Origin of the sequence: Pseudomonas oryzihabitans (assembly GCF_032027545.1) — a bacterium.
Classification (GTDB): Bacteria; Pseudomonadota; Gammaproteobacteria; order Pseudomonadales; family Pseudomonadaceae; genus Chryseomonas; species Chryseomonas oryzihabitans_F.
In genome coordinates, this window is record NZ_JAVSJB010000010.1 from 143,729 (window position 1) to 166,223 (window position 22,495).

Below are 22,495 nucleotides of genomic sequence, written 5' to 3' on the forward strand. Positions count from 1 at the left end.
GGGCTGTAGGAGTTCCTATGCTCAATCGTGCATCTTTCTTAACGCTCTTCGGCGCTGGAATGCTGTTCAGCGCCTTAGCTCACGCCCATCCCAAGCTGGTGTCTTCGACGCCTGCCGAAGGCAGCGAAGGTACAGCTCCGGCAAAAATCGAGCTGCACTTTTCGGAAAATCTGGTTACCCAGTTTTCCGGTGCGAAGCTGGTCATGACGGCGATGCCCGGTATGGAGCATTCGCCAATGGCGGTCAAAGCAGCTGTTTCGGGTGGCAGTGATCCCAAGACAATGGTCATTACACCCGCCTCGCCTTTGACGGCCGGCACCTATAAGGCCGATTGGCGGGCAGTGTCATCAGATACTCACCCCATTACCGGCAGCGTGACGTTCAAGGTCAAATAAACATGGAAGATCCGTTCAGCATCGGACTTCGCTTCGCGCTGTATGCCGATTTGATGATGCTGTTCGGGCTGGCGCTCTTTGGTCTCTATAGTTTGCGTGGCCCTGAACGCCGCTCGGGCATGGTGTTGCCCTTCCTGCCGTTGCTGGCTACAACAGCGGTGGTGGGCCTCTTACTCTCGATCGTATCCATCGTGCAAATGGCCAAGGCTATGAGTGGAGCAGCGGAATGGAGTGAGGCCATGCCGCACGTTAAGATGATGGTCGCCGAGACAGAGCTTGGCACCGCCTGGCTCATTCGTATGGCCGCGCTCGCTGCCGCTGCTACGGCCATCGGTTTCAACCCTCGTTGGCCAATGGCAAGCCTACTCGCAGTTTCGCTGCTGGCAGGCGTGGCGCTGGCCACACTGGCGTGGGCCGGGCACGGCGCTATGGACGAAGGGGCCCGCTGTTTCTGGCACTTCAGTGCAGACATTCTTCACCTTTGGGCTTCTAGTAGCTGGTTCGGCGCGCTGGTGGCTTTTGCCCTGCTATTACGGCCTAGCAAAGTGGAAACACTGGCGTCAGTCCAGATCCTATCGCGCACGCTTGTTGGCTTTGAGCAGGCCGGCGCCGTGATCGTAGTGCTAATCACCTTCACAGGTGTGATGAACTATCTGCTCATCGTCGGACCCCAAATCAGGGGCCTAGCACAAAGCACCTATGGTGTGCTGCTGCTGGCTAAGCTGGGGCTTTTCGCCGTAATGATCGGGCTGGCCTCGGCCAATCGCTTTCTCTTGAGCCCGGCATTGGAGCGAGCAATCCACCAAGGCGATTACACTCGTGCGGCACGGTTTATTCGGTACAGCATGGCCCTAGAGCTAGGCTCTGCCGTTTTGGTGCTAGGACTGATTGCTTGGCTCGGTACGCTATCTCCTGAGATGGAAGCGGGAATGTGAAGCCGCCTGGTTCCGTAGTGCCGTCCCGAAAAGGTCGCGTAGCCGAGGATGGAGCATGAAATTGCTGGTAGCCGAAGACGAGCCTAAGACCGGTATCTATCTACAGCAGGGTCTCCGAGAGGCAGGCTTCATGGTGGATCGCGTGGTGACCGGAGCGGATGCCCTCGATCAGGTGCAGACCGAAGCCTATGACCTGCTGATTCTCGACGTGATGATGCCCGGCCTCGATGGTTGGGAGGTCGTCAGGCGCCTACGTGCTGCGGGTCTCTCAGTACCGGTACTGTTTCTGACGGCACGGGATGGGGTAGATGACCGAGTCAAAGGGTTGGAGCTCGGCGCTGACGACTACCTGGTCAAGCCGTTTGCCTTTTCAGAGCTGCTCGCTCGAGTTCGAACGCTGCTACGCCGTAGAAGCGGCAGCTTGCCGGTTCAGACGAACCTGCAGATCGGAGACCTGCAGGTCGATCGGCTCACACGCCGCGTCACGCGTGGTGGTACGCGAATCGACCTTACAACCAAGGAGTTTGCCTTGCTGGAGTTGCTGATGCGTCGGCGCGGCGAGGTTCTTTCCAAATCCCTAATTGCCGCCCAGGTGTGGGACATGCATTTCGACAGCGACACCAATGTCATCGAGGTAGCGATCCGGCGGTTGCGGGCCAAGATCGACGATGACTTTGAGACGAAGCTGCTCCATACCTGCCGTGGAATGGGCTACAGGCTAGACGTGCAGGGCGAAGGATGAAGCCGGGTTCACTCACCTTCCGCCTGAGCCTCATGTTTGTGGTCGCGGTGGTTGCTGTCCTCATCATCGTGGGCATCGCTTTCAACGAGCTGAGCCGCCACCACTTTCGTGCTCTGGATGCCCAAGCGCTGGAAGAAAAGATGGAAGCGATCATTCAGATCGCCCAGGAGCCTGGCGCGAATTCCGAACAGATCAAGACTCGCTGGCATACGCTGCTGGGAGCACATCCTGATCTCAGCGCGGTATTTCTTAAAGCGGACGGAAGCCTATTTTTTGCGGAGCCTCGCCAGGCATCAGTGCCTTCCCTTGCTCAGGCTACCGAGCACAATGCCGTGTGGGAGTGGGAAAGCGACGGACACATGTTCAGGACTTTGAAGGCGCAAGTCGCGTTGTCAGAAATCAGCGCTCCGCTGTCCGCGTGGCTGGTCCTAGACGTTACTACCCATATGCACTTCTTCGCCATGCTAGAGCGCTGGTTCTGGAGCGTTCTGATAGCCAGCACTGTGCTGAGTGCCGCACTTGGTTGGCTGGTCGCCAAGAATGGGCTGCGTCCGGTGGCAAAGGTAACCCAGACAGCCGCCTCGATGTCCGCAGGCTCCTTGAAGGAACGTATTCCTCTGGAACCCGTGCCCGATGAGTTGCGCGAGCTCATCACTGCCTTCAATTCCATGCTCGGTCGCCTGGACGACTCGTTCATGCGTCTATCGAATTTCTCCGCCGACATCGCGCACGAGCTTCGCACCCCGATTAGCAATCTGCGGACTCATACCGAGGTGATCCTGGCCAAGAAACGGGATGCGGATGTGTACGAGGAGAACCTGACCTCCAACCTGGAAGAGCTCAATCGCCTGTCTGGAATCATCGACGGCATGCTGTTCCTGGCTAAGTCCGACAACGGGCTCATCGTGCCCGAGCCGGTCGAGCTGAACCTCGGGAAGGTCATCAGCAAGCTGTTTGGGTATTACGAGCTTCTGGCTGAGGACAAGGGGATCCAGCTCAAGGCGTCGGGAAGCGCTTTGATCTTCGCGGATAGCGTGATGATCGACCGTGTAGTGTCGAATTTGCTATCTAACGCCCTGCGCTATACCCCATCCAGGGAGACGATTGAGGTCAACATCCAAGACCATGGCAGCCGTGTAGAGCTTCGGGTCGAAAACCCCGGCCCCGAGATTCCACCGGAGCACCTGGCGAGGATCTTTGACCGGTTCTATCGGGTAGATCCTGCGCGTCGAGAAGGTGACGGAAACGCGGGTCTGGGACTGGCGATCGCACGGTCCCTAATGCACGCGCATGGAGGAATGATCTTATGTACCTCGGAGAATAATCGTACGACATTTACGTTGTCCTTCACAAAGTCGATTATGGATAGGCCTGACCGCACAGCTACCGGTAAACAATCCAAATAGCGGCCTAGCAATATATACAATCCCTGAACATCCCTCCTCATTTGATTCCCACATCACCTATGCCTAAGCTCTACTCCAATGCCCTGTGCCATGTTTGACATGAGACGAAACGAAAATAGGGTTTAAGGAGGCGGTCCTTATATGAACTGCGGTAAGGTCGGTAGGACTTCTTTGATTCTAAGAAGTTATCTCTACTATAGGAAATACCTCCACATGGCCGATATCGTCCACGAGAGCTATCGAACACTGCCTTAGCTTTTGGGGACGCGAGCGGATCAAGCAAGTGGGGGAAACGTCAGTATAAAGCGTGTCTCTCCTTCCGGGCATTCCGCATGCGCTCGCCCTTGATGATAAGCCATGATTGCGCGGACGATTGCCAACCCTAGTCCATTGCCGCCTGTTTGCCGGTTACCCGATCGGTAAAAGCGCTCGAAGAGTTTAGGAAGGTCCTGCGGATCAATCGTCTTGCCTTGGTTGATCACAGCTACGTGGCCACCAGCGCCGTGTTCTTGAGCTACCAGCTCTATGTACACCGGTGTTTTAGGATTCGCGTGACGAATCGCATTCGATAGCAAATTTGAAAGCGCACGTTGAATCATCAGCTTGTCACCTTCAACTGCAAGGTGACCTTTGACCACCAGCTCGATTTCATGCGCCTCGGCATAGGCTTCGAACAGGCTACAGACTTTGAGCGCTTCCTGATCAACGTTCACTCTAGTCGGTGAGCGCAGGGGCTCCTGGCTATCCAGTCGAGCCAGTAGCAGCATGTCCTCGACGATCCGACCCAAGCGGTCCAGCTCATCCAACGACTCCTCCAACGCCTGCCGGTATGTCGCCTCATCTCGCTTTCGGCTCAATACCATCTGTGTACGACCTACCAACGTACCTAGAGGGGCACGTAACTCGTGCGCGACGTCGTCTGCGAAGCGATCAAGCTGCTGCACGCCGGCATTGAGCCGCTCCAGCATAGTGTTCAGCGCGGCTGCTAGATCAGCCACTTCCGCAGGCAGGTCGGTGTCATCAAGCCGCAGTGACAGCTGCCGAGTAGTAATGGCGCGTGTAGTACGGCGAAAGCGCCGTAATGGTGCCAGGCCTTGGTAACCTGTCCACCAAGCTGCGGCGCCGATTAGCAGCAGTAAAATTGGTAGGCTTATCAGAGCCGCGCGCAGGAAAGCATCAAGAAGAAAATTATCGCTACTGCGGTCCTGGCTTAGCAGCAGCCGCTGCGCGGGCAAGCCTGGGATCGCCGAGTCTGCCCAAACGGTTAGCAAATCGTGACCGTCGTCGGCATGCCAGGCCATTGTCTGGCCATTCGGCCAATTTCCTTGTCGCAACTCCTCAGCATAGGCGTGTGAGCCGAGACCATACAGGGGAGCGCCATCGTCGGAAGACAGCACCGTCACAGACAGCTCGTCGTGACCGAGCAGCGCGTCAGCCAACATGTGCTGCCAAGGTGCTCCAGGATCCGTGGGGCGCTCTTCCAAGCTGTGCTGGATTTGTCCCAATTTAGATTGCAGCTGGTCAACTGCGCGCTTATCCAACTCGCGGGCCAGAACGCCGTACACCAGAACCACCAAAACGGTTGCCAAAAGCAAGCCCACGCCTGTAACAATCAGTCCCAGGCGCAAGGCCAGGCTCATGGGTCTCATGACCGCCGCTCCATCACGTAGCCAACACCTCGTACGGTATGGATAAGCGGCTCACCAAAAGGCTCATCGACCTTCATCCGCAGGCGTCGGACAGCGACTTCGACCACATTGGTGTCGCAGTCGAAATTCATGTCCCAGACTCTTGAGATGATTTCGGTGCGCGAGAGCACCTCGCCTTGGCGCTGCATGAGCAGCTGAAGCAGAGCGAATTCCTTACTGGTTAGGTCAATCCGCTGATCACCGCGGAAGGCACGATGGCGAAACGGATGCAGCTCAAGATCGGCCAGTTGTAGGGTATCGCTGACCTGCCGCGTATCCCCGCGCCGTAGCAGTGCGCGAATACGGGCAAGCAACTCCGGAAATTCGAACGGTTTAGTCAGGTAGTCGTCAGCACCAGCGTCCAGTCCTCGGATGCGTTCGCTGGTTCGGCTTTGGCCCGTTAGCAGCATCACCCGGGTTTGTTTGCGTCGCCGGAGTAGTTCCAGGACCTCCAGGCCATCCATCGTCGGCAGATTGATGTCCAGCAGGATCAGGTCGTAGTCCTGCTGCAGGGCGAGATGCAAACCATCGATCCCGTTCGCGGCGCGATCGACCACATAGCCATTCTCCGTGAGACCTTGTTGCAGGTAGTCCGCGGCCCGAGCTTCGTCTTCCACTATCAGTAAGCGCATCGTTTTTTGTCGGTCGTGTAGAGAATGTGGCGCAGGCTGAAGCCTGTAGTCGCTAGAGGGTCAAGCGAGCAAGCGTGCCGGTATACCTGCACGACAGCAACTTCCTTGCAACTTTGTAATGTTGGCGTCACCGGAGCGATAGGTAGGGCTCCCTAGAGTCGGCTTCCGCTATCGAGCGACGATCCCTTCGGGCGTCGCGCCTTCCGCACAGGAGCCGCCGTCGTGCCGTTACACCCTCCCTGTCGACACTTCATGTCCGCTCGCCTGACGGGCCTGCTCTTCGGGCTAGGTCTCCTTCTGGTTGGTGGCCCCATCCAGGCTGCACCGCTCACCTTGGAGCAGGCGCTCGCTCAAGCCCTTCGCGACAGTCCCGACTATTTGGCCGCCCGCCAAGAGACCGCCGCAGCTGTAGGGGCACGCCAGCAGGCCGGTCTCATACCGAATCCAGAGCTGGCCTTCGAGGTAGAAGATACCCGCTCTTCAAGTCAGACCCGCAGCGTAACCCTTACCCAGCCCTTCGAACTGGGTGGCAAGCGCGCCGCGCGGGTTGCGTTGGCGGAGGCTAACGCCGCTGTCGTCGACGCCGAACTCACGGCGCGAAGTTATGCGCTACGGGCGGACATTATCCAAAGCTTTTACGAACTGTTACTCGCCGAAGAGGGAGTACGTCTCGCCGAGCAGTCGCAGGCGTTGGCCCTGCGTAGCCTAGACAGCTCAGCAGCGCAGATACGTGCCGGCAAGATCTCGCCGGTATCAGGCACCCGCGCTGAAGTAGAGCAAGTCACCCAGCGGCTAGAGCTGAGACGCGCACTGCAGCAGCGTGACAATGCGCGGGTGAGTCTTGCCCGCCAACTGGGTATCTCCGTGACCGAGCTCGGTGAGCCGGTCGGTGACCTGGATCGTCTGCCCGCACCTCCCGGCGAGGCCCGGCTGCTGCAGGCCATCCGCCAGACACCGGCAATGCTCAAGGCGCGGCGGCAGGTAGCCGCCGGGGATGCCGACGTCGATCTGCAGCGCAGCCAGCGCTATCCGGACGTGCAGTTGAGCCTGGGCAGCCAATACGACGAGCTCGAGGGGGAGCGAGTCAATCTGGTGGGCTTCTCACTCCCGCTACCGCTCTTCGATCGTAACCAGGGCAACCTGCTCGCGGCCTCCAGTCGCGCCGACCAGGCCCGCGATCTACAGCGAGCGACCGAGCTGCAAATTCAGGCCGAGACCCTTCAAGCGCTGCGTGACTGGCGCAGCGCATCAGCAGACGTTGATGACCTGCGCAACCGAATATTGCCGGCTGGCCAACGCACCGTCGACGACCTTACGCGTGGATTCTCGCTGGGCCGTTTTGCCCAGCTAGACGTGCTCGAAGCCCAGCGCGCCCTGATTTCGGCCAGGGGGCAGTACCTGCTCTCCCAGCGTGCGCAGATTGAGGCATGGACCCGCCTTGAACGCCTTCACGGCCCGCTCTTCACTTCCCCATGACGCTACAAATCCCGGGACTAAACCGGGTGCGGAGTTCTTGCATGACCATGATTTCATTGAGGCCGAGATTGTTGCTGCTAATCACGGTACTTGGTATCGGGCTGCCCTTTGCCAGGGTTCAGGCGGGTGCCGGCCATGACCATCCAGAATCTTCTGCGCCAGTAGCGGCAAAGGTGGCAGACGCCAATGCTGGTACGACCCAACCCCGCACGGATCCTGCCGAAAGCAAAGAGGACCATGAGGCAGATGAGGGCGCACATGCCGATGGGGAGGAGGGCCATGCCGAAGGGGCGATCGAGCTGAGCGCCGAGCAGATTCGCGCGGCCGGCATCGAGACCCAGGTGGTCACGCCGGTGAGCGTCGGCGCCTCCTTGAGTCTCCCCGGCGAGATTCGCTTCGATGAGGATCGCACCGCGCATGTCGTGTCGCGAACCCCCGGCATCGTCGAGGAGGTGAAGGTCAATCTCGGGGACCGGGTGCGCAAGGGGCAGGTGCTGGCAGTCATTGCCAGCGAGCAGCTGTCCGAGGTGCGCAGTGAATTGGCGACCGCACAGCAGCGTCTGCAGCTGGCGCGCACCCTCTATACCCGCGAGCAGAGCCTCTGGCAGGAGCGGATCAGTGCCGAGCAGGATCTGCTGCAGGCGCGGCAGACCCTGCAGGAAGCCGAGATCGCCGTCCGCAACGCCCGCCAGAAAGCCCAGGCCCTGGGTGGAGCGGCTTCCGCTCTGGGCGGCAGTCGCTACGAGCTGCGCGCGCCCTTCGACGGCGTGGTGGTGGAGAAGCACCTGGTCCTGGGTGAGCGAGTGGACGAAGCCAGCAATCTCTTCACGCTCACCGACCTGTCCCGCGTCTGGGCCACATTCGCCGTTCCCGCACGCGACCTCGATCGAGTGACCGTTGGCCGAACGGTGGAAGTAATCGCAGGAGAGCTGGACAGCCGCACCGAGGGCACCGTGGCACATGTCGGCAATCTGCTGGGCGAGCAGACCCGGGCGGCGACCGCCCGCGTCACCTTGGCCAATCCAGCCGGCGCCTGGCGCCCTGGTCTGTTCGTCACGGTGCGGCTCGATGACGAGCGAGGGGCCAAGGTACTGGGCGTACCCAGTGGCGCCGTGCATGTCGTGGAGGATCGCCCCGTGGTGTTCGTCCGGACAGCGGACGGATTCCAGGCGACACCCGTGGTCACCGGGGTGCGTGACGGTGAGCGCACCGAGATTCGTCAGGGCTTGAGCGCCGGCCAGGTAGTGGCTGACCGCGGCAGCTTCATTCTCAAGTCGGAACTGGGCAAGGGCTCGGCCGAGCACTCCCACTAAGGGCGCATCATGTTCGAACGTATTCTTCGCTTCGCCATCGAGCAGCGCTGGCTGGTGCTGCTCGCCACGCTCGGCATCGCTGCCCTGGGGATCTACAGCTATCGCCACCTGCCCATCGATGCGGTGCCGGACATCACCAACGTCCAGGTACAGATCAACGCGGAAGTACCGGGCGCTTCGCCGCTGGAGGTCGAACAGCGGGTCACCTATCCGCTGGAAACGGCCATGGCCGGTCTACCTGGGCTAGAGCGGACGCGGTCGTTGTCGCGTTCGGGCTTTGCCCAGATCAGCGTCATTTTCGCCGATGGGACGGATCTGTTCTTCGCTCGCCAGCAGGTGAGCGAGCGCCTCCAGGGGGCGCGCGAAGCCCTGCCAGAGGGTGTGGAGGTCAACCTGGGGCCGCTGTCCACGGGGCTTGGGGAAATCTTCCTCTGGACGGTGAAGGCGGCGCCCCAGGCGCGCCGGGCTGACGGCGAAGCCTATACCCTCACCGATCTGCGGGAGATCCAGGACTGGATCGTCAAACCTCAGTTGCGCACCGTACCCGGGGTGGCGGAAGTCAACACCATTGGCGGCTATGCCAAGGAGTATCAGATCGCGCCCGATCCCAAGCGCCTGGCCGGCTATCGCATCACCCTGGAACAACTGGCGGTGGCGCTCGAGCGAAACAACGCCAATGTCGGCGCCGGTTTCATCGAGCGCGCCGGGGAGCAGCTGGTGATCCGGGTACCGGGGCAGCTCGGTTCCGTCGAGGATATCGCCACCATCGTGCTCGCTACCGTGGACGGTACCCCGGTACGGGTCCGGGATGTGGCCACGGTCGGGGTTGGGCAGGAGTTGCGGTCCGGGGCGGCTACCGAGAATGGCGAGGAAGCGGTACTCGGCACCGTCTTCATGCGGGTGGGCGAGAACAGCCGCGAGGTGGCCCTGGCAGTGGCCGAGCGCCTGGCGCAGCTCAATCGCAACCTGCCGGAAGGCGTGCAGGCGGTCGCCGTGTACGATCGCACCACGCTGGTGGACAAGGCGATCGCCACGGTACGCAAGAATCTCGTGGAAGGTGCGCTGCTGGTCATCGCCGTGCTCTTCGTCTTCCTCGGCAATCTGCGCGCAGCGCTGATCACCGCGCTGGTGATTCCGCTGTCGATGCTCTTCACCTTCAGCGGCATGGCGGCGAATCGGGTCAGCGCCAACCTGATGAGCCTGGGTGCGCTGGACTTCGGCATCATCGTTGATGGCGCCGTGGTGATCGTGGAGAATGCCATCCGCCGGCTGGCCCATGCCCAGGGGCGGCACGGTCGGGTGCTCGATCGCCGGGAGCGCTTCCAGGAAGTGTTCGCCGCCGCCCGCGAGGCACGGAGACCGCTCATCTTCGGGCAACTGATCATCATGGTGGTCTATCTGCCGGTGTTCGCCCTGACGGGTGTGGAAGGCAAGATGTTCCATCCCATGGCATTCACCGTGGTGATCGCCCTGCTGGGCGCCATGCTGCTGTCCATCACCTTCGTCCCGGCGGCCGTGGCGCTGTTCGTCACGGGTCGGGTGCAGGAAAAGGACAATCGGCTGATGAGCGCGGCGCGGCGCGGCTATGCCGTCGCGCTGGATGCAGCCATGCGTCGGCGGCCACTGGTCTTCGCCGGCGCTGGCCTGAGCGTGGTGCTGACGGTGCTGCTGGCCCTGCGCCTGGGCAGTGAATTCGTGCCCAGCTTGAGCGAAGGTGATTTCGCGCTGCAGGCGCTCAGGGTGCCCGGTACCGGCCTGGGGCAATCGGTGGACATGCAGCAACGCCTGGAGCGCTCCATCCTAGATCAGGTACCCGAGGTGGAGCGGGTATTCGCGAGGACCGGCACTGCCGAGATCGCCGCGGATCCGATGCCGCCGAACATCTCCGACAGCTATGTGATGCTCAAGCCGCAGGCGCAGTGGCCTGATCCAGGCAAGTCTCGCGAGCAGCTGATGGCCGAGCTGGAAGCAGCGGCTGTGCGTGTACCTGGTAGCAACTACGAGTTGTCGCAACCGATCCAGCTGAGGTTCAACGAGCTGATTTCCGGCGTGCGCAGCGATGTGGCGGTCAAGGTCTTCGGCGATGACATGGCGGTGCTGAACAAGACCGCTGCGGACATTGCCAGGGTGTTGCAGAAGGTCACCGGCGCTGCCGAGGTGAAGGTGGAGCAAACCGGCGGGCTGCCGCTGCTGAGCGTGCAGATCGATCGTGAGCGAGCCGCGCGCTACGGCCTCAATGTCGGTGACATCCAGGATGTGGTCGCAACGGCGCTCGGCGGACGCAAGGCCGGCACGCTCTTCGAGGGTGATCGTCGCTTCGATATGATGGTCCGTCTCCCTGAGACCCTGCGCAGCGATCCGGCGGTATTGGCGCGCCTGCCCATTCCATTGCCAGCGGTGGAAGGCCGCGTCGAGTTCATCCCCCTGGCCGATGTGGCGCGCCTGGAAACGGTACTGGGGCCGAATCAGATCAGCCGTGAAGACGGCAAGCGCCTGGTGATCGTCAGTGCCAATGTGCGCGATCGGGACCTGGGTAGCTTCGTGGCGGATGCCACTGCCGCCATCACGGAGCAGGTACGGATTCCCGCAGGCTACTGGACCAGCTGGGGTGGCCAATTCGAGCAGTTGCAGGCCGCCGCCGCCCGCCTGCAACTCGTGGTGCCGGTGGCCTTGCTGTTGGTGTTCGTGCTGCTGTTCATGATGTTCGGCAATCTGCGCGACGGCCTCGTGGTCTTTACCGGCATTCCCTTCGCCTTGACGGGCGGAGTGCTGGCGTTGTGGTTGCGGGACATTCCCTTGTCGATCTCGGCCGGTGTGGGTTTCATCGCGCTGTCGGGCGTCGCGGTACTCAATGGCCTGGTGATGGTCTCCTTCATCCGTGGCCTGCTGGAGGAGGGCAAGCCGCTGGACATCGCCGTGCGCGAGGGGGCCCTGGTCCGCCTGCGGCCGGTGCTGATGACCGCGCTGGTGGCCTCGTTGGGCTTCATCCCCATGGCGCTGGCGACGGGCACCGGCGCGGAGGTACAACGCCCGCTGGCGACCGTGGTGATCGGCGGCATCCTGTCCTCCACCGCCCTGACGCTGCTGGTCCTGCCCGCGCTCTACCACAGCGTCCTGCGCCGTCGCGAACAGCCCGCGGCAGGATGACAGGATTGTAATGCGCGGCTCATCCTAGCGTTAGCCGCGCTCCTCTAGAGTGACGCTCATACCCATACTCCACTCTAGAAGGAGAAACATCATGACTTTCGTTAAAGTTGCCCTGGCTGCCGCCGTACTCGTCGTTGCAAACATCAGCTACGCCGCTGATGGCAGCGAGCGCTCCATATCGCACAACGAAGACTTCCGAGAGAGCCAAGCGGCTCTCAAACAACACCGGGAGATGCATGAGACGTTGGCGAAAGAAGCTCGCCAGTCAGACAAAACAGGCAGTGTTCAGGCGACAAACTGACAGCCTGTGGCCATGAGCGGTCGTAGCATCGCTTATGGCCACGTCTTGCAGCCTCTACCAGCAAAAACTGCTTGGAATGATGTACACATGACCGGTGGTTGATAACGCTCCCGGTCAAGACCTGACAATGCAAGTTCCTGCTAAGTGGGGGTCGATCTCGACTGACTTCTAGCAAGTGGTTCCCGCCTTTTGCGATTTGGCACTGCTGACAAGCGCTTCGATGATCCTGCACTCCGAGATCGTCCCGCCGTGGCAGCACGCTAACAGGCGCTGCAATTCGCCCTCCAATGCCTGCAAATCGGCCAGCCTCAACCGTACCTGTCGCAAATGTTCCGCAACCAAGCTATCCACGGCATCGCAGGGTGATTGTTGGCGATCTGCCAGGCCGAGTAGCTCGCGCACTTCGTCCAGGCTAAAGCCCAGCGCTCGGGCGCGCCTGATGAATCGCAGCCGATCCCGCTCAACTGGGCCGTACAGCCGATAGCCTGACACTGAACGTGTTGAGCTAGGCAGTAAGCCTTCCTTTTCGTAGTAGCGGATGGTGACGGTCTTGGTGTCTGTGGCCTTGGCTAACTGACCGATGGTGTAGGTGCTGACGTTCATGGTGTTGACCTTATAGCGACTATAACCCTCAGCCTAAGGTAAATCTTAAGTGCTGCAGAGAGGGTGCCATGGATAGTTGCTGTGAAAACAAAGCCAGCGAACTCGCTCAGCTACGGAGTCGTCAGAGCCGCGTCCTCTACATTGTGCTAGTGATCAACGCCGTCATGTTCCTGGTTGAGTTCACAGCCGGTTGGTTGGCGGGCTCGACCGCGCTGCTGGGGGACTCACTGGACATGTTTGGGGACGCCTCGGTCTATGCCCTGACGCTGTTCGTCCTGAACCGTAGCGAACGAGCCCGGGCTGGCGCGGCTTTGGTGAAAGGTTGCTTCATGTTGCTGTTCGGCTTGGTGGTGATCGCAGACGCAGTGCGTAAGCTGATTCTGCAGGAGGCGCCGCTGGCCGACTGGATGGGTATCGTTGGCCTAGCCGCACTCCTAGCCAACACCTACTGCTTCTATCTGCTGTACAGCCATCGAGCGGACGATCTGAACATGAGGTCGACCTGGATTTGCTCACGGAATGACCTGATGGCCAATGCAAGCGTGGTAGTGGCCGCCGTGCTTGTGGCTGTGAGTGGCAGCCTCTGGCCGGACGTCTTGGTCGGCTTGGCTATCGCTGCTCTTTTTCTGCACTCGGCTTGGCAGGTTATTCGTGAGGCCTTGAAAGCCTGGCAGGCGGATTCCGAGCGGACGGTGCCAATTGCAACTCCTGTATCCGCACGCATTACTAGCGTTGTCACACCGTGCTGCGATAGCGCGCCGCAGGTGGCGGCCGTTAAGCCTGCACAATGCGCCCAAACATCCGGGGGATGCTGTTCTGGTAGCGCCTGTGGCAATCAGCCAAAGTAGAAGAGACGGATTGTGTCGAATCTAGGCTGTTGCCAATGCATGCCCGGACTACCCAGAGGGATAGCAGCGGTGCTCAGTGCAACGATCTAGGCCGCAATCTTTGGTCAAATGCACAGAGGTCTCTTCCAATAGCCAGTCCATGTTCCTGCTGCAATGCAACAGGACGAGCTAGCGAGCAGGAAATCACTACGGGCCGGTCCTCGCCAGTAATAACTAATCAGGTGACTAAAAAATTATGAAACTTAAAGGCCTTACCTCAGCTATGCAGCGTCTAGCCTTTCTCGCTACGCTGGCTACTGCCTCGTTAGCGCAAGCTGATGCTGGTGAGCTGATTGATGTGTATCGAGACCCCAACTGCGGTTGCTGCTCCAAATGGATTGCCTATCTTCGAGATCACGGCTTTACGGTGAACGACCATTTGGAAGCCAACATGAGTCCGCTAAAGGCCAAGCTGGGAGTACCTGAGAAATTGATGTCGTGCCATACCGGAGTGGTAAACGGAAAATTCGTAGAAGGCCATGTTCCGGTGGAGCAAATCAATGAGCTAGCGAAACGAGAGGACCTCGCAGGCGTAGCCGCGCCGGGCATGTCCATGGGATCGCCGGGTATGGAATACGGGGATCGGAGAAGCGCGTATCAGATCATTGGGCTGAGTAAGAGCGGAAAACAAGAGGTTATAGCTGACTATCCAGCGCAGTAATGTCTGGGGTCAGAGCATCGCCACAGACAGAAAAATACCAACCTCACATGATGCTCAAACCAACCCGCTGTCCCCACCCCGCTGCGAAGGCTCTACCCTTATTCACCTGCTATGCCCGCGACAGTAGGAAGTAAGAGCCTAAAAAGGAAGCCGCGCCATACTCCCCATACCGGTCGTGTCAGCCAATACCTTGCGGTAGTAGCACTCATGCGGATACGTCTGACGCACTGGAGAGCACGACGTAAGCCCCGCAAGAGGGCATCGATCAGATCGACCGCTGATTGACCCTTGCGGAGAGTGCTTCGGCGCTCTCCTTGCGCTCGGAGTAGCGATCAACCAGGTAGGCGTCCCGGCCTCTGGTAAGGAGGGTGAACTTCATCAGTTCCTCCATGACATCCACCACCCGGTCGTAGTAGGCCGAGGGTTTCATGCGTCCCGCTTCGTCGAACTCCAGGAACGCCTTGGGGACCGATGACTGGTTGGGGATGGTCACCATGCGCATCCACCGGCCAAGGACCCGCAGCTGGTTCACGGTGTTGAACGACTGGGACCCGCCACTGACCTGCATGACAGCGAGTGTCTTGCCTTGGGTAGGACGCACCGCGCCCAGCGTGAGCGGAATCCAGTCTATCTGCGCCTTGAATACCGCTGACATCGAGCCATGGCGTTCGGGGGAGCACCACACTTGCCCTTCGGACCAGAGCACCAGGTCGCGAAGCTCCTGAACCTTGGGATGCTCTACCGGCGCGTCGTCAGGCAGAGGCAGGCCGGATGGATTGAAGACCGCCGTCTCGGCGCCCATGAGTTGCAGGATTCGGGCTGCTTCCTCAACCAGCAGCCGGCTGAAGGAGCGCTCGCGATTCGATCCGTACAGCAGCAGGATGCGCGGCTTGTGCTGAAGCTGTGCCGGTTCGGAGAGTTTATCGACGGTGGGGACGTCGAATAGCGATTCGTCCAGGTTGGGGTTGGTTTCGAGCGTGTCACTCATTGGATCTCTCCGATCTGGTCGAGCGCCTGCTTCAGTTGCGCTGGGCTCAGGGCGTTCGGCTCGAGACGGAAAAAGGCGTCCAGTCTTCTGCGGATCTGAGCCACCGTTGCGTCAAACGCGGCCTGGACGTGGTCGGCGCTGCCGACCACGTCAGAAGGATCCGCCAAGCCCCAGTGGCTTTTTATCGAAGGGCCAAAGAAGACCGGGCAGGGCTCACCGCTTGCCTTGTCACAGACTGTGATGACGATGTCTGGCGGGTTGCTTGCAAAGGTCTCGGAGCCTTTGCTGTAGAGGCCGGAGGTATCGATGTCCAGGCCCTCAAGCGTCTGGACCGCGATAGGGTTCAGCCGTCCGCTGGGAAAGCTCCCTGAGCTCACGGCAGAGAAGCCTGCGGGTGCGAGGTGGTTGAAGAGACCTTCAGACAGAACGCTGCGGCAGCTATTGGCCGTGCACATAAAGAGGACTTTCATGGCTTCTCCTACGGATGAATGCTGAGGCGCACGGCCAGGGCGGCGAGGGTTGCGATCAGGATGGGAAAGGTGAGCACACATCCCACTCGGAAGTAGTAGCCCCAGGTGATCCGGATGCCTTTCTGGGCCAGGACATGGAGCCAGAGCAGGGTTGCCAGACTGCCGATCGGCGTGATCTTCGGACCCAGATCGCACCCGATGACGTTGGCGTAGATCATGGCCTGCTGGATGACCCCGCTGGCCTCACTGCCCTGGATAGATAGAGCGCCGATCAGGACACTGGGCATGTTGTTCATGATCGAGGAGAGCAGCGCAGCGGTGAGGCCAGTGCCCAGGGTGGCTGACCACAGGCCATGACTGGCGAAGGCGTTGAGCAGGGAGGAAAGGGCCTCGGTGAGCCCCGCATTGCGCAGGCCGTAGATCACCAGGTACATACCCAGCGAGAAGAGCACGACCTGCCAGGGGGCGTTGGCGAGCACCTGCCGGGTGGAGATGACCGACCCCTTGCCGGCGATGACGAGCAGCACAGCTGCACAGACCGCTGCTACTGCGCTGATCGGAATCCCGAGCGGCTCTAGGGCGAATAGCCCGACCAGGAGGACACCCAGGATCCACCATCCCGCCCGGAAGGTAGCGCGATCGCGAATGGCGTTCTGCGGGCGTTCGAGCGCTTGAGGGTCGTAAGACGCCGGGATGTCCTTGCGGTAGAACAGCCACAGCATGAACAGCGTCGCGGCGACGCTGACGATATTGACCGGCCACATAACTGAGGCGTATTCGCCGAAGCCGATCTGGAAGAAGTCAGCGGAGACGATGTTGACCAGGTTGGACACCACCAGTGGGAGGCTGGCCGTATCGGCGATGAAGCCGGCGGCCATGACAAAGGCAAGCGTCGAGGCTGGACTGAAGCGTAGCGCTACCAGCATGGCGATCACGATGGGTGTCAGGATGAGGGCTGCGCCGTCGTTGGCGAACAGGGCGGACACGACCGCGCCCAGCAGGATCATGTAGGCGAACAGCCTGCCTGATCTGCCGCGTCCCCAGCGGGCGACATGGAGCGCTGTCCACTCGAAAAAGCCCGCTTCATCCAGCACCAGGCTGATGATGATCACGGCGATGAAGGTCGCAGTCGCATTCCAAACGATGTTCCAGACCACAGGAACGTCGGCCAGGCTGACGGTGCCCGTCAGGAGCGCCAGTACCGCACCTCCCGCTGCGCTCCAGCCCACGCCAAGCCCTCTTGGTTGCCAGATCACCAGAACCAAGGTCAGAACGAAGATCGATACAGCAATCAGCATGATGCGGTCTCCACCGCGCCAGGCGGGCAGCAAGCAGCCTGCCTGGTAGGCCTGCTGTCCATTGAGGCGAGGCGATCCATCTGAGCCTGTACCCACGGCAGGTTGGCCCTGAGCGTCAGCTCCAGGACCTCCCGGGCCCAGGCAGGAAGTTGGGGATGCAGGCGGTAGTAGATCCGCTGTCCTTGGCGCCGATCCTCGAGCAATCTGCAGGCGCGCAGCTGTGCGAGGTGGCGTGAGACTTTCGGCTGGCTGTCGTCGAGCGCGTGGATGAGTTCGCACACGCACAGTTCTGCCTCAGCGCAAAGCATGAGCATGATGCGTCCGCGCGTGTCGTCAGCGAGACACTTGAAGAAGCCGGTAGGGGACATAGCCAGAACCTTGAACATATGAAAATTCGTATATACGAAAATACATATATATTGGCTGGCGGTCTAGCTTGACTCAAAAACCTTCGGATCGATGCTTTGCATTTCAGTCCAGATTGCGGGCCATGGTTCTTACCATCCGCAGCGGCTGATGACTCTGGATCACATTGAACATCAGGTCTCGCTGGCGTTTTGGAAGCTGCTTAATACAACGCTTGGCAGTGGCACGGACTGCTTCATCGGTGCCGTGGATACGGGCACTCAGCAGTAGAGCAAGCATGCAATAAGACAAATCGCGTTGCAGGATGGCGTGGGACATTGTGCTCACTGTAGGGGATTGTCGATAAGGCTGAAAAGATCAGGTCTGTCGTTCTCAACGCTGCAAACCGCCTTGCTTACGGTGTACTACTCGAAAGCCTTAACCGTGCGGGGTGCCTCCTCGACGTCGACCTTGGCTGCACGATCTTCTGGAAGCTCTAGATCAAATTATTCGCGGGCGATGTCTGGTTGCAGAGACCGAAAAGCTGGCGCTCGTGGATGCTGCGGCAGTCGATAGCCTAAGTCTCAAGGCCAGTCTGAAGGTCCGAGACATACGCCCGCAGAAATTCAATCGCAGCACGGTAGTGAGCGAAACGGCCACACCTAGAAATTTCCGGTCGTCGGCGACGAGTGATGCTTAATGGACAGAGAGGCTAGCCTTTTGCTAACTGTATAAATACACAGTCTGACGAAAGGAGGCTCGCTTTGCTATGTCTATCGAATTTGTCGCCAATCTGGCTCCGTCTGAAACGGCGTTACCTGTCTTTCTCTTCCGTGTCCCTTGCGGATTTCCGTCACCGGCGCAGGATCACCTCGAATCGGTCATCTCGCTCGATGACCTCCTGAACATCAAAGCTCCACACACCTACATCGTCAGGGCCACCGGGGACAGCATGATGGGCTTGGGCATCTTCCCGAACGACTTGTTGATCATCACCCGGGCGCGTGAGGCGGTACCGGGTGACGTGGTGGTCGCTGCGCTAAATCGCGAGCCGCTAATCAAGACGCTGCAGCGCAATGCCAATGGCCAGTACGAACTGCATTCGGCCAATCGCCACTACAAACCGATCCCGGTGCGGGAAGAGGACGAATTCGAGGTCTGGGGCATCGCTACCGATTGCCTGCGGCGCCTCGGTCATGCCTGACCAAGTTTATGCGCTGATCGATTGCAACAGCTTCTACTGCAGCTGCGAGCGAGTGTTCAGGCCCGACCTCAACGGCGTGCCAGTGGTGGTCCTCAGCAACAACGATGGCTGTGTCATCGCGCGCAGCGCCGAAGCGAAGCAGTTGGGGATCAAGATGGGGGCACCATGGTTCCAGTTGCGTGAGTTTGCGCGACAGCAGGGAGTAGTGGCCTTCAGCTCCAACTACGCGCTGTATGGCGACATGAGCGACCGGGTGATGCGTACAATCGGCAGCCTAGTGCCGGCTTATGAGATCTACAGTATTGATGAAGTTTTTGCTGACCTTACAGGGATGCCAGAGCCTCTCACTGAGCTCGGGCGGACGGTCCAGAAGAGAGTCTTTCAATGGACACGAATCCCAGTAGGGGTCGGAATAGCCAACACCAAGACGCTGGCCAAGCTCGCCAATCACGTTGCCAAGCGCTGGATTGATCGCACCGGCGGAGTGGTGGATCTCCGCGACCAGAACCTGCGAGACAAGGTGCTGCGCAAGCTGCCCGTCGATGAGGTGTGGGGTGTGGGCCATCGGCTCAAGGTGAAGCTCAAGGCCATGGGCATCCAAACGGCTTGGGACCTCGCCCAGTACGATGCCTGGTCACTGCGCAAGCAATTCAGCGTCGTCCTGGAAAAGACCGCCCGGGAACTCCGGGGCGTATGCTGCCTCGACCTTGAGGAGGTCGAACCGCCGAAGCAGATTATTTGCAGCAGCCGCATGTTCGGTACCCGGCAGTACCAGCTCTCGGCGCTGGCTGAGGCGGTGGCTAGCTACACGTCTCGGGCTGCAGAAAAGCTCAGAGCCCAGAAATCCCTGTGCCAGGTTCTCCGTGTTGGAATTCAGACCGGCATGTTCAATCCCGAACAGCCACGCTATGCCAATAGCGTGACCCTGCAGCTGCCTTATCCGACTGACGATACTCGGGTGCTGATTCAGTACGCCCAATTCGGCTTGGCCCGGATTTACCGAGAGGGATACGCCTATTCCAAGGCTGAAATCCTACTGGCCGAGATCTGCCAGCGCGGCGAGATCACTGGCGACCTGTTCATGCCGGCACAGTCTGCCATCGCTGACCAGCTGATGGCCACCTTAGATGCGGTGAATCGCAAGTATGGCCGTGGCACCTTACGCGCAGCGCGGATTCGGGAAACCCCTGGCTGGTCGATGAGGCGAGAGCTGCTCAGCCAGGAGTACACCACTAGAGTTGACCAAGTATGGAAGATCTAGATATCCCGGCCGTTGTTGTATACGTGTATGCCCGCTGGCTAAAGGGACCAACCACGCCCTGTGAATGCGCCAACAGGCATGTCAATGATATGCACTAGACTAGCGCTTTATTTGTATTGCGTACCTTCGGGATATCCAGCCTTCAACACCGTCTTGTCCCACCACTGAGACAAGCAGCCAATCGCGGTTCTCTGAGCTGATAATGTCCAGCAGATCACCATCCGAAAGCGAAACAGAAAGCACTCGGCCTTTCATGCTTGGGGACTCTCGAAGCTGCACGCCAGTGCCCCTAACAAACCGCATGTTCTTCAACACGTCAGAAGGGGCGTCACAAGCTAAGCGGCGAATGGCTTTTCCCTTCTGACCTGAAGTCATCTCGGGAAGCAGTGTAGGCTGCCAGAAGCATAGCTCTTGCCGTGCGCCGCCAAAGTTGGCGACTAAAGATACAAGGCAGGCTAAGAGCATCAAAAAGGACAGTAAAGCCTTTGGACTTAGCCGTGACAGGTCCCCTGCCTCTGCGGCCGCAGACAACTCTTGGCCAACGCGACTGGTGTCGCTTATGTCACCTCTCTGCGGACCGTCGGCTGGAAGGTATTGGGTGATTAAACGAGAGAGCTGCCTATGCCTCTCACTGTCGTCCTGAAATAGATGTCCTGCATAAGAGACGGCGTCGAGAAGCGCCTTAGAGGGCTCCGCTGCTTTTAAAAGGTCCCCATCCAGTTTCGTGAGGTTCAGCGCGGACAACGCTGGCAGCAATTTCGACGTGTCGAGCACAAGCGGTTTCAGCTTGGCCATAAGCACTTCAAGTCCTGGCACTGGCTTCAATAGCGCCTTGGCTGCTTCAAACTGCGGGCTGAGATTGATCCCCATGGCTTGAAGTGCGTCCAGATTAGGCACCGACGTCAGTGATGCTCGGAGTGCTTCATAGTGGTGACTTTGCTTCTGCAATGTGGCCTGGAGTATCTCCATTTGGGGAGTTGGCTTGAGTATTGCCTGAAGCTGCTCAAGGTAAGGCATGTGATTCAGTGCTGCGGCCCTTGCCCATTCCATATGGGGCGTCGAATGTAGGGCTGCCGCTTTGACGTGCTCCAGGTTGGGCATCGCATTCAGCGCAGCCGCTTTTGCCAGCTCCATTTGAGGCGTCGACGCGAACGCACGCTGTAGCTCCTCCGAGGCTTTCGTTGCATTCCTAGAGCTATCCAGTCTTTTTTCCATACGTCACCGGCACTGCATTTAGGCGCCTAAGGGCGCGTAGAGTTTTGGATGCAACTGCTAGTGTAATGCGGCGTCATCATCCTCACCTATAGGACCTGAACGCTTGCACACCTAGGACCGGTTGCCGTCGGATCCTAGCTCAATGCCCCGTCCACCCATCCGCCCAACCGATCCTTGCTTTGACCATAAACTATCCGTGCTCCAAATGCGTTTTTTAACCTAAGCCCTTCTCCATCGGTGCGCCAGTTAGTAGTAACACGCATCAGATCCGAGTGGAGGAACTAGCCTCTCTTCGCTATTTCACTCATGAGACCAAGCGCATCGAGGTATCCACCGGTCTGTATCTCAAAGCCACGACGCTAGGTCGTAGGCCCATTTCGACTAGCCGACGTCGCTGCGATACGTCGATACAGGGTGATCATCACTGTGCTATTCGTCGGACGTAGCAGTCCGCTCGTAACAAAGCGAATAGCGCGCATTTTTGCACAGGTGATGCTGTTTACCTCACGTAATGAGACCTATACGGCGTGCTAGAGCTCTCTTTTACAGCTTCTATAGCAACGTCAGATCGACGAAGGCAGCTAATTCGCGTTGGCCCCAGTGTTGCCGTTGCTTGCACAAACTGGTGTAGTGACCAACGCGTAGCAGCAGGAAGCAAGCCTCCGCTTTGCAAATGTGCTGCTTACTATTCAAAGCTGCCGTCAGCTTGTCCTGCTCTTATATCTCCATGGATGCGAGAAATGATTGAGTCAATCTCCCTTTCAGGCATAGCGACCTACTGCGATACCTCCTCCGAAACCATTGATGGATTGAAAGCCGTAAACTATTTCTACGGTGCAAATGGAGCAGGCAAGACGACGATCAGTAGGCTGATAAGCAATCCCCATCTATCAGCTGCTTCCAAGATTGTTTGGGCAAAGGGTAGTCCAGTTTCACCGATGGTCTACAATAGCGACTTCATATCTACAAATTTCACCGATTCGAAACATTTTAGAGGGGTATTTACGCTCGGGCAGGCTGAGCAAGCACAGCTCGACCGTCTAGACGAACTGAAAAAAGAAAGGGATCGTTATGCGCTGCTCAAAGCTAGGGCGCAAGAGAATTTGAACGGTCTAGACGGTAAGAGCGGGAAAATCGCAGAGAAGCAGGCGCTGGATGCGAAGCTAGTCGCTCGATGCTGGGAGCAGAAACAGAAATACGATAATGAATTTCATGGGGCATTTAAAGGGCTGAGGAACAATCGCGAGGCCTTTAAAGGCAGGGTGTTAAAGGAAAGCAAAAGTAATTCCTCCGAACTGTGCGACATAGAGAATCTCAGGAAGCGAGCAGAAGTGCTTTATAAAGACACTCCGCCACGGATGGCTAGTGTCGCCGACTTGGACCTGTCTCAATTGGTATCACTTGAACAGAATCCTATTCTGATCAAGAAAATAGTGGGAAAAAAAGACGTAAATGTCTCTGCAATGATCCAGTTTTTGGGAAACAGCGACTGGGTTAGGCAAGGTATGACATTTTTGGACCAGACAGA

At 59.0% G+C, this 22,495-nt stretch carries 22 protein-coding genes; 13 read left to right on the plus strand and 9 right to left on the minus strand.

Features of this window, described 5'->3' with window-relative positions; all coding sequences use genetic code 11:
* The first annotated feature begins 17 nt into the window (after nt 1–17).
* The 4 genes from copC to RND78_RS17755 are packed head-to-tail and all read left to right on the plus strand — an operon-like array spanning nt 18 to nt 3,478.
* On the plus strand, nt 18–395 hold the full coding sequence (gene copC, locus RND78_RS17740; protein WP_231357003.1) for a copper resistance system chaperone CopC: 378 nt from the start codon (nt 18–20) through the stop codon (nt 393–395).
* Between the two features lie 2 nt (nt 396–397).
* Nucleotides 398–1,330 carry a copper homeostasis membrane protein CopD gene (gene copD, locus RND78_RS17745; protein WP_312730742.1) on the plus strand — a complete coding sequence of 311 codons (933 nt, stop codon included), beginning with the start codon at nt 398–400 and terminating at the stop codon, nt 1,328–1,330.
* Between the two features lie 55 nt (nt 1,331–1,385).
* Complete coding sequence (locus tag RND78_RS17750; RefSeq protein WP_312730744.1) at nt 1,386–2,072, plus strand: heavy metal response regulator transcription factor; 687 nt, start codon at nt 1,386–1,388, stop codon at nt 2,070–2,072.
* Entirely contained in the window at nt 2,069–3,478 is a 1,410-nt protein-coding gene (locus RND78_RS17755) for a heavy metal sensor histidine kinase (RefSeq protein WP_312730747.1), read from the plus strand. The genes RND78_RS17750 and RND78_RS17755 overlap by 4 nt, the downstream gene beginning before the upstream one ends.
* Before the next feature lie 275 nt (nt 3,479–3,753).
* On the opposite strand, the gene RND78_RS17760 is transcribed toward RND78_RS17755, so the two are convergent.
* The gene (locus RND78_RS17760; protein ID WP_312730749.1) at nt 3,754–5,118 is read right to left on the minus strand and encodes a heavy metal sensor histidine kinase; all 1,365 of its coding nucleotides are present in this window, start codon (nt 5,116–5,118) and stop codon (nt 3,754–3,756) included.
* A gap of 5 nt (nt 5,119–5,123) precedes the next feature.
* A complete protein-coding gene (locus tag RND78_RS17765; protein WP_312730751.1) occupies nt 5,124–5,798 on the minus strand; it encodes a heavy metal response regulator transcription factor in 675 nt (224 codons plus the stop codon).
* A gap of 252 nt (nt 5,799–6,050) precedes the next feature.
* Between RND78_RS17765 and RND78_RS17770 the strand changes: the two genes are divergently transcribed.
* The 4 genes from RND78_RS17770 (at nt 6,051) to RND78_RS17785 (ending at nt 12,035) form a co-directional block, all read left to right on the plus strand.
* Nucleotides 6,051–7,274, plus strand: a complete 1,224-nt coding sequence (locus RND78_RS17770) for a TolC family protein (protein WP_312730753.1) — start codon at nt 6,051–6,053, stop codon at nt 7,272–7,274.
* A 41-nt stretch (nt 7,275–7,315) separates the two neighbouring features.
* The gene (locus RND78_RS17775; protein ID WP_231357009.1) at nt 7,316–8,587 is read left to right on the plus strand and encodes an efflux RND transporter periplasmic adaptor subunit; all 1,272 of its coding nucleotides are present in this window, start codon (nt 7,316–7,318) and stop codon (nt 8,585–8,587) included.
* 9 nt (nt 8,588–8,596) lie between these two features.
* Entirely contained in the window at nt 8,597–11,734 is a 3,138-nt protein-coding gene (locus tag RND78_RS17780; RefSeq protein WP_231357010.1) for an efflux RND transporter permease subunit, read from the plus strand.
* A 91-nt stretch (nt 11,735–11,825) separates the two neighbouring features.
* Entirely contained in the window at nt 11,826–12,035 is a 210-nt protein-coding gene (locus RND78_RS17785) for a hypothetical protein (protein WP_231357011.1), read from the plus strand.
* A 168-nt stretch (nt 12,036–12,203) separates the two neighbouring features.
* Here the strand turns inward: RND78_RS17785 and RND78_RS17790 are convergent, their stop codons facing one another.
* Nucleotides 12,204–12,638 carry a MerR family transcriptional regulator gene (locus tag RND78_RS17790; RefSeq protein WP_231357012.1) on the minus strand — a complete coding sequence of 145 codons (435 nt, stop codon included), beginning with the start codon at nt 12,636–12,638 and terminating at the stop codon, nt 12,204–12,206.
* A gap of 68 nt (nt 12,639–12,706) precedes the next feature.
* On the opposite strand from RND78_RS17790, the gene RND78_RS17795 reads away from it, so the two are divergent.
* On the plus strand, nt 12,707–13,486 hold the full coding sequence (locus RND78_RS17795) for a cation diffusion facilitator family transporter (protein ID WP_231357013.1): 780 nt from the start codon (nt 12,707–12,709) through the stop codon (nt 13,484–13,486).
* 235 nt (nt 13,487–13,721) lie between these two features.
* On the plus strand, nt 13,722–14,186 hold the full coding sequence (locus tag RND78_RS17800; RefSeq protein ID WP_312730759.1) for a DUF411 domain-containing protein: 465 nt from the start codon (nt 13,722–13,724) through the stop codon (nt 14,184–14,186).
* Between the two features lie 265 nt (nt 14,187–14,451).
* Here the strand turns inward: RND78_RS17800 and arsH are convergent, their stop codons facing one another.
* The 5 genes from arsH to RND78_RS17825 all read right to left on the minus strand — a co-directional run bounded on the left by arsH (nt 14,452) and on the right by RND78_RS17825 (nt 17,626).
* A complete protein-coding gene (gene arsH, locus RND78_RS17805) occupies nt 14,452–15,174 on the minus strand; it encodes an arsenical resistance protein ArsH (protein ID WP_231357015.1) in 723 nt (240 codons plus the stop codon).
* Complete coding sequence (locus tag RND78_RS17810; RefSeq protein WP_231357016.1) at nt 15,171–15,644, minus strand: arsenate reductase ArsC; 474 nt, start codon at nt 15,642–15,644, stop codon at nt 15,171–15,173. The genes arsH and RND78_RS17810 overlap by 4 nt, the downstream gene beginning before the upstream one ends.
* Before the next feature lie 8 nt (nt 15,645–15,652).
* The gene (locus RND78_RS17815) at nt 15,653–16,942 is read right to left on the minus strand and encodes an arsenic transporter (RefSeq protein ID WP_231357017.1); all 1,290 of its coding nucleotides are present in this window, start codon (nt 16,940–16,942) and stop codon (nt 15,653–15,655) included.
* A complete protein-coding gene (locus RND78_RS17820) occupies nt 16,936–17,328 on the minus strand; it encodes a metalloregulator ArsR/SmtB family transcription factor (RefSeq protein ID WP_409457070.1) in 393 nt (130 codons plus the stop codon). The genes RND78_RS17815 and RND78_RS17820 overlap by 7 nt, the downstream gene beginning before the upstream one ends.
* Before the next feature lie 85 nt (nt 17,329–17,413).
* Nucleotides 17,414–17,626: a hypothetical protein gene (locus RND78_RS17825; RefSeq protein ID WP_231357018.1), complete on the minus strand. Its 213-nt coding sequence runs from the start codon at nt 17,624–17,626 to the stop codon at nt 17,414–17,416.
* 430 nt (nt 17,627–18,056) lie between these two features.
* Here RND78_RS17825 and RND78_RS17830 point away from each other — a divergent pair, with 430 nt between their 5' ends.
* Complete coding sequence (locus tag RND78_RS17830) at nt 18,057–18,491, plus strand: LexA family protein (RefSeq protein WP_058772456.1); 435 nt, start codon at nt 18,057–18,059, stop codon at nt 18,489–18,491.
* On the plus strand, nt 18,484–19,752 hold the full coding sequence (locus RND78_RS17835) for a Y-family DNA polymerase (protein ID WP_312730774.1): 1,269 nt from the start codon (nt 18,484–18,486) through the stop codon (nt 19,750–19,752). Before RND78_RS17830 ends, RND78_RS17835 begins: the two co-directional genes overlap by 8 nt.
* A gap of 99 nt (nt 19,753–19,851) precedes the next feature.
* Here RND78_RS17835 and RND78_RS17840 read toward each other — a convergent pair whose 3' ends face one another.
* A complete protein-coding gene (locus RND78_RS17840; protein ID WP_312730776.1) occupies nt 19,852–20,967 on the minus strand; it encodes an SH3 domain-containing protein in 1,116 nt (371 codons plus the stop codon).
* A 740-nt stretch (nt 20,968–21,707) separates the two neighbouring features.
* Here RND78_RS17840 and RND78_RS17845 point away from each other — a divergent pair.
* The coding region (locus RND78_RS17845; protein ID WP_312730778.1) for an AAA family ATPase at nt 21,708–22,495 on the plus strand (788 nt) is incomplete at its 3' end.